Below are 730 nucleotides of genomic sequence, written 5' to 3' on the forward strand. Positions count from 1 at the left end.
AGATCATCGTCGACACCTACGGCGGCATGGCCCGCCACGGCGGCGGCGCCTTCTCCGGCAAGGACCCCTCCAAGGTCGACCGCTCCGCCGCCTACGCCATGCGCTGGGTCGCCAAGAACGTCGTCGCTGCCGGCCTCGCCGACCGCGCCGAGGTCCAGGTCGCCTACGCCATCGGCAAGGCCCAGCCCGTAGGCGTCTTCGTCGAGACCTTCGGCACCGAGAAGGCCTCCGTGGAAGCCATCCAGCGCGCCATCCTGGAGGTCTTCGACCTGCGCCCCGCCGCCATCATCCGCGACCTGGACCTGCTGCGTCCCATCTACTCGGCGACCTCCGCCTACGGCCACTTCGGCCGCGAGGAGCCCAACTTCTCCTGGGAGCGCACCGACCGAGTGGACCAACTCCGCCAGGCCGCCGGCCTCTGACAACACAACCCGGCCCGCCCCAGGCGGGCCGGCACCCCCGTCCGTGTGGCGGCGCCGTCCGTGTGGCGCCGTCCCACATCAACCCCCCACGGGGTCAGGTGGGACGTAAGGGTCGCCGCCCCAGTTGCCTGATCCCACAAGGGGCCGCTGGGACGGCTGGGACCACGGACGGCTGGATCCGCGGGACGGCTGGGACCACGGGACGGCTGGGACCACGGGACGGCTGGGACCACGGGACGGCTGGGACCACGGGACGGCTGGGACCACGGGACGGCTGGGACCACGGGACGGCTGGGACCACGGGACGG

1 protein-coding gene is annotated in these 730 nt (G+C 72.7%); it reads left to right on the forward strand.

Going from position 1 to position 730, the window contains the following annotated elements:
- Window positions 1–422 (forward strand): methionine adenosyltransferase domain-containing protein (locus tag ABGB17_RS38830; protein WP_347639406.1); only part of this gene is annotated, 422 nt, incomplete at its 5' end.
- Between the last annotated feature and the right edge of the window lie 308 nt (window positions 423–730).

This window comes from Sphaerisporangium sp. B11E5 (assembly GCF_039871875.1).
Lineage (GTDB): Bacteria > Actinomycetota > Actinomycetes > Streptosporangiales > Streptosporangiaceae > Sphaerisporangium.